General features: G+C 39.9%; 5 protein-coding genes, 1 tRNA gene, 1 rRNA gene and 1 pseudogene. 3 read left to right on the top strand and 5 right to left on the bottom strand.

The features are described from left to right. Positions 1-40: 40 nt before the first annotated feature. The 3 genes from DDE80_RS13570 to DDE80_RS13560 all read right to left on the bottom strand — a co-directional run bounded on the left by DDE80_RS13570 (position 41) and on the right by DDE80_RS13560 (position 1405). Positions 41-113 (bottom strand) — tRNA-Val (locus DDE80_RS13570). A gap of 5 nt (positions 114-118) precedes the next feature. Then, positions 119-233, bottom strand: a 5S ribosomal RNA gene (rrf, locus tag DDE80_RS13565). 92 nt (positions 234-325) lie between these two features. Continuing rightward, the gene (locus DDE80_RS13560) at positions 326-1405 is read right to left on the bottom strand and encodes a cysteine desulfurase family protein (RefSeq protein ID WP_108308432.1); all 1080 of its coding nucleotides are present in this window, start codon (positions 1403-1405) and stop codon (positions 326-328) included. 114 nt (positions 1406-1519) lie between these two features. Here DDE80_RS13560 and nadC point away from each other — a divergent pair, with 114 nt between their 5' ends. Both nadC and nadA read left to right on the top strand, forming a co-directional pair. Beyond that, a complete protein-coding gene (gene nadC / locus DDE80_RS13555) occupies positions 1520-2380 on the top strand; it encodes a carboxylating nicotinate-nucleotide diphosphorylase (protein ID WP_108308431.1) in 861 nt (286 codons plus the stop codon). Then, the gene (gene nadA, locus DDE80_RS13550; RefSeq protein ID WP_108308429.1) at positions 2367-3467 is read left to right on the top strand and encodes a quinolinate synthase NadA; all 1101 of its coding nucleotides are present in this window, start codon (positions 2367-2369) and stop codon (positions 3465-3467) included. Before nadC ends, nadA begins: the two co-directional genes overlap by 14 nt. 230 nt (positions 3468-3697) lie before the next feature. Here the strand turns inward: nadA and argF are convergent, their stop codons facing one another. After that, entirely contained in the window at positions 3698-4663 is a 966-nt protein-coding gene (argF, locus tag DDE80_RS13545; protein WP_108308428.1) for an ornithine carbamoyltransferase, read from the bottom strand. A 297-nt stretch (positions 4664-4960) separates the two neighbouring features. Here argF and DDE80_RS13540 point away from each other — a divergent pair. Then, positions 4961-5113, top strand: a pseudogene (locus DDE80_RS13540) (helix-turn-helix domain-containing protein); the annotation flags it as partial. A gap of 155 nt (positions 5114-5268) precedes the next feature. On the opposite strand, the gene DDE80_RS13535 reads toward DDE80_RS13540, so the two are convergent. Beyond that, positions 5269-5784 (bottom strand): RNA-guided endonuclease InsQ/TnpB family protein (locus DDE80_RS13535; protein ID WP_153060916.1); only part of this gene is annotated, 516 nt, incomplete at its 5' end.

Genomic DNA, 5784 nt, shown 5'->3' with positions numbered 1-5784 from the left:
AAGTCAGTTGCTCTACCAACTGAGCTACACCGGCATAATATGGAGAATGACGGGCTCGAACCGCCGACCCTCTGCTTGTAAGGCAGATGCTCTCCCAGCTGAGCTAATTCTCCACGTTGCCTAGCGACGTTCTACTCTCGCAGGGGCTAACCCCAACTACCATCGACGCTAAAGAGCTTAACTTCCGTGTTCGGTATGGGAACGGGTGTGACCTCTTTGCCGTTATCACTAGACATTGTCTCAAGGACAAGACCTATTGTATATCGTATTGCATTTAAATGCAATAGGGTTTTATAAAAAAATTATTTCACCTTAATAAATTTAGTTACAACGCTACTTTTTTCAGCATTTCTCCTAAGGCATTTACACTTGCTAACGTCGTTGAACTCCCCATAGATACTCTGAAAAATCGACGTGCTGTAAGCTGATTATATCCCATTGCTTGTACAGCCTTTGTGCCATCCTCACTAAATATATCACAAGCGCTACCTGTAGAAATAGCAAAACCTTGCTGATTGGCAGCTAAAAGAATATATTGCCCTTCTAATGTTTTACTAACAATACCACAAATAGAAGGAAGCTGAGCTTTACACGTAATTAACTCACAGTTTGTTAAGTGTTGTTGTAACTGTTTACGCAAAGTTTGATAATGTGTTATTTCATACTGATAAGCTTGAACTGCACTCGCAAAAGCAGCAATAGCTGGAGTATCTAATGTGCCACCTCGTAATCCCCGCTCATGGGTTACACCAGGTGTTAATGACGAGATAACGAGTTTTGGATTAATATACAATGCTCCGCATCCTTTAGGCCCTCCTACTTTATGTGCTGAGATTGTAATTGCATCAGCGGCTACAGTAATAGGTAGCTTACAAAAAGACTGTACACAGTCCGTATGAAAAAGAATACCATGAGCTATAGCTATAGTAGCAATGGCTTCAATAGGTTGAATAGCACCTGTCTCCGAGTTCACATGTTGAATAGAAATGAGCGCTGTATCTTTTGTTATCGCTGCCTTTAGGCCATCTAGGCACACACTACCATCTTCCTTTAATTTAAGTTTTGTTACTTTATATCCTTGTTGCACAAGAATATTCATTGCAGCGTGGACAGAAGTATGCTCAGCCATCGTCGTTATAATATGCTTTTTTGGTGTAGTTTTAGCTAATGCTACAATCCCTAAAATATTCCCTTCTGTTCCACTACCTGTAAAAATAAGACCGTCTTTATTCACTTGTAAACGATTTGCTATGAGCACTCTTGCTCTTTCTACAATATTTTTTGCTTCTTCACCTGCATCATGTAAACTCGCTGTATTGCCATAAACGTGTTGTGCTACATAGCTATAAGTAGCTAACGCTTCTTCAGTCATCGGTGTAGTAGCCGCATAGTCAAAATAGTACATCACAACAGACCCCCTCTTGTATTTTTACTCTTTCTGTGCAAAAATATGTGTCAAGACACATGTAATATTACTATAGCTTATCAGCTATTTTGATTTACAGAAAGGATTCTTATTATGAATGTTATAAAATTAGAAACATTACTTAAACAATTCTTCAATGAGGATATTGGGGATGGTGATTTATCGAGTGAATTTTTATTTTCTCAAAAAGACTTAGGTAGCTTTACTTTTTTCGCTAAAGACGAAGGTGTCTTCTGTGGGGAACAAATTATTTTACGTGGCTTCCGTCTATTAGACCCTGCTATTCGCGTCATCTCATGTAAGCAAGACGGCGATATAATTAAGTATGGTGACACTATTGCCGTTATTAACGGTCCATTACCCGTACTATTAACAGGGGAACGCGTTGTCTTAAATTTAGTACAGCGTATGTGTGCTATTGCTACAATGGCAAAAAAAGCGATGGATCAAACGGCAGGTACGAATGCACGCGTATGTGATACACGAAAAACGATGCCTGGTCTACGCATGCTAGACAAATATGCTGTACGTACAGGTGGCGCTTTTAATCACCGTAGCGGTTTATACGATGCAATTATGTTAAAAGACAATCATATCGCCTTTGCAGGTAGCATTACTAAAGCCGTCGCATTAGCTAGAAAACGCGTCGGTCATACCGTGAAAATTGAAGTGGAAATCGAAACAAAAGAGCAGCTTGAAGAAGCTATCGCAGCGCAAGTCGATATTATTATGTTTGACAATTGCTCACCTGAAACGATTGCATCTTGGTTACCACTCGTTCCTGAACATATTGCTACAGAAGCATCTGGTGGTATTACAATCGATACGGTAGCTGATTTCGCCGCTTCTGGCGTTGAATGGATTTCATTAGGTGCCTTAACACACTCAGTAGAGGCTTTTGACATTAGTGCTTTAGTTGAATCGAAAGGAGAAATGCAAGTTGTCAATAAGTGAACTATTACAAACAACAACGTTACCAGAAAAATACCGTCATTTATCTGTCGAGGAAATGGAGCGTCAAATTCGCGCAATTAAAGACGCACTAGGTGACGAACTTTTCATTCCTGGTCATCATTATCAGAAAGATGAGGTTATTCAGTTTGCTGACGTTGCAGGTGACTCTTTACAACTCGCTCAGCTTTGTGAAAAAAATACAAAAGCTAAACATATCGTTTTTTGCGGTGTGCACTTTATGGCAGAAACAGCAGATATGTTAACGACAGATCATCAAGCTGTTTATTTACCAGATATGCGCGCTGGCTGTTCAATGGCTGATATGGCTGATATTTATCAAACAGAGGCAGCTTGGCCGGTACTTCAGCAAATTTTTGGCGATACGATTTTACCACTGACGTATGTCAATTCTACTGCAGCTATTAAAGCATTCGTCGGAAAAAATGGTGGTGCTTGCGTTACTTCTTCTAATGCAAAAAAAATGGTAGCATGGGCATTCACACAAAAGAAACGTATCTTTTTCTTACCTGATCAACACCTAGGGCGCAATACAGCATTTGACTTAGGCATTCCACTTGATGCTATGGCAGTGTGGAATCCACAGACAAATTCACTTGAAACAGACCAAGACCCAGAAAACATCCGCGTGATTTTATGGAAGGGGCATTGTTCGGTGCATGAAGGCTTTTCTGTCGCTCAAATTGAACATGTTAGAAAAACGCACCCTACTATGCGCGTAATTGTTCACCCAGAATGTAGCCGTGAAGTAGTAGCTGCAAGTGATGATGCAGGATCTACTAAGTATATTATCGATCAAATAGAAGCTGCGCCTGCAAATACGCAGTGGGCTATTGGTACAGAAATGAATTTAGTTAATCGTCTTATTGCAGAGCATCCTGATAAGAAAATTATTTCCTTAAATCCATATATGTGCCCTTGCCTCACAATGAATCGTATCGACCTCGCTCACTTACTGTGGTCACTAGATAGCATTGTAGCAGGCACACCCCAAAATCAAATTACAGTAGATGCTAAAACGACTCAAGATGCTAAACTTGCGTTAACACGTATGCTAGAACGTGCTTAAACTTGAAAATACGAAGCGGTACGTATAATCGCTTCGTATTTTTTATATAAAAAAACAACTTACAGCGCCTCCCGTAAGTTGCTTTACTATGTAATTGATTAGGTCATCCCCCTGGAATCATTAACCAACCGTAAAATGTTTGCCCCCTGGCGCCCATCTCACTTTTACTGCGACCTAATGATTTGACCACCTTGCCAAACCCTTAAGCTATAGAACCCCCATACCCCAATTTATGCAAGCACTGAAGCAAGAACTGCTTTTTGTGCATGTAAACGATTTTCAGCTTGTTCAAAAATATAAGAATTTGGACCATCAATTACAGAGGTCGCCACTTCTTCTTCACGGTGTGCTGGTAAGCAGTGAAGGAACATGTAATCTGGCTTTGCGTGTGCTACGAGTGCATCATTAATTTGGTAATCTTTAAAATCTTCTAAGCGCTTCGCAGCTTCTTCTTCTTGCCCCATTGACGTCCAAACATCTGCATAAATGACATCGGCATCGGTTGCAGCGGCTACTGGATCGTGTGTAGTAGTTACTGTACTGCCATTCGCTTCTGCAATTGCTTGTGCTTTAGCCATAATAGTCGCATCACACTCATAACCTGGTGGTGTAGCTACTACAATATGAGCGCCCACATGTGCTGCTCCTACAACTAATGAGTGAGCTACGTTATTACCATCACCAACATAAGCAATTTTTAAGCCTTTGAGATCGCCTTTATTTTCAGCAATTGTTTCTAAATCAGCTAATGCCTGACAAGGATGATAAATGTCTGTTAAGCCATTAATTACTGGAATGTTAGCATGCTCCGCTAACTCTTTTACCATTTCATGAGAGTTGGCGCGAATCATAATACCATCAAGGTACCCAGATAGGACGTGCGCTGTGTCATAAATTGACTCCCCACGACCAATTTGTAAGTCACGTGCATGCATGTACATGCCTTTACCACCTAGTTGATTCATCCCTACTTCAAATGAAATACGTGTACGTGTTGAGTGTTTTTCAAAAATCATACCTAGCGTTTTACCTTCTAATAATGCTGGGCACTTACCTGCTTTCGTAATTACTTTAAGTTGAGTAGCAAGCTCTACTAAGCTTTGTACTTCTTCACTCGTATAATCAAGTAAGGTAAGCAAATCTTTTCCTTGCAAACTTGTTACTAATTTCAATTGAACTTCTTCTAACAATTTCATTGCGCTCTCTCCTTGTTACTTGCTGTTACTCACAGTATAACAATGTATAAATATTAAGTCAACTGAATTTTTATGTTTTTTCAGAAAATAAAAAGACCTTGTTAATTAGCGCCTGTCTTTGCTGACAGTTTATATGCGCGCGCTTGGTCAAATATGATTAACCTTCCCTATTGTTGTAATAAGTGATATAGCTCGGTTGCTATCGTTTTATCATCTTTTCCGACAGAAGACTCCCTCTTCAATCATGTGTAGGGAAAAACCCACGATAAGAGAGATGAAATCAGTAAGGTGAAAACAATGCTAGTCAACAAAGCGTACCAATGCCGTATCTACTCAACTAAAGAACAAGCAATCTTAATTGCTAAAACTATCGGATGTCGTCGTTATGTGTTTAATCATTTTTTACAACAATGGCACCATACCTACCAAATAACGGGCAAAGGATTAACTTAACCTACGTGTTCTGCCGAATTAACCTAAGTGAACTACCCACCACTTATTGACCTTGCGATCTAATTGAAGTGGGGGCTTCTCGACTTATCGTTGCTTTTACTAGCCAACGAAAACTGACCGAGCTAACCCTCTTGTTCCAAGAGTTTTTGTTTCTATGCTAATGCCAATAGGCGAATGCCTTCATTTTTGATATTGATGGCTGAATTATAGTCACGATATGCCACATACCCACATGAACAACGGTAAGTACGTTCAGATAGCTTCATAGGTTTTTCTGCACCACAGCAAGAACATTTTTTAGTCGAAGGGAACCATTTATCAATTTTCACAAGCTGTTTCCCTTGTTCTTTTAGCTTGTACGATAAGAATGTAGTGAACATGCCCCAACCATTGTCGTGAACGCTTTTACCAAAGTGAAGGGCTTGAGACATTCCTTTCATGTCCAAGTCCTCGATGATAACAGCGTCATAGGTTGTTGCTAATTCTTTTGATTGATGGTGTAGAAAGTTCTTACGTTGATTGGCTGTTTTTTCTTGTAGTTCAGCCACTTTCAAACGTTGTTTTTCCCAACGTGCAGAACCTTTCTTTCTACGAGATAGGATGCGTTGTTCTTTTGCTAATTTGTCTAATGATTGTCGATAAAAACGTGGGTAATTGGCTTTCTCACC

This window comes from Metalysinibacillus jejuensis (assembly GCF_003057615.1).
Classification (GTDB): domain Bacteria; phylum Bacillota; class Bacilli; order Bacillales_A; family Planococcaceae; genus Metalysinibacillus; species Metalysinibacillus jejuensis.
This window is presented reverse-complemented; position numbering and strand designations above follow the sequence as displayed.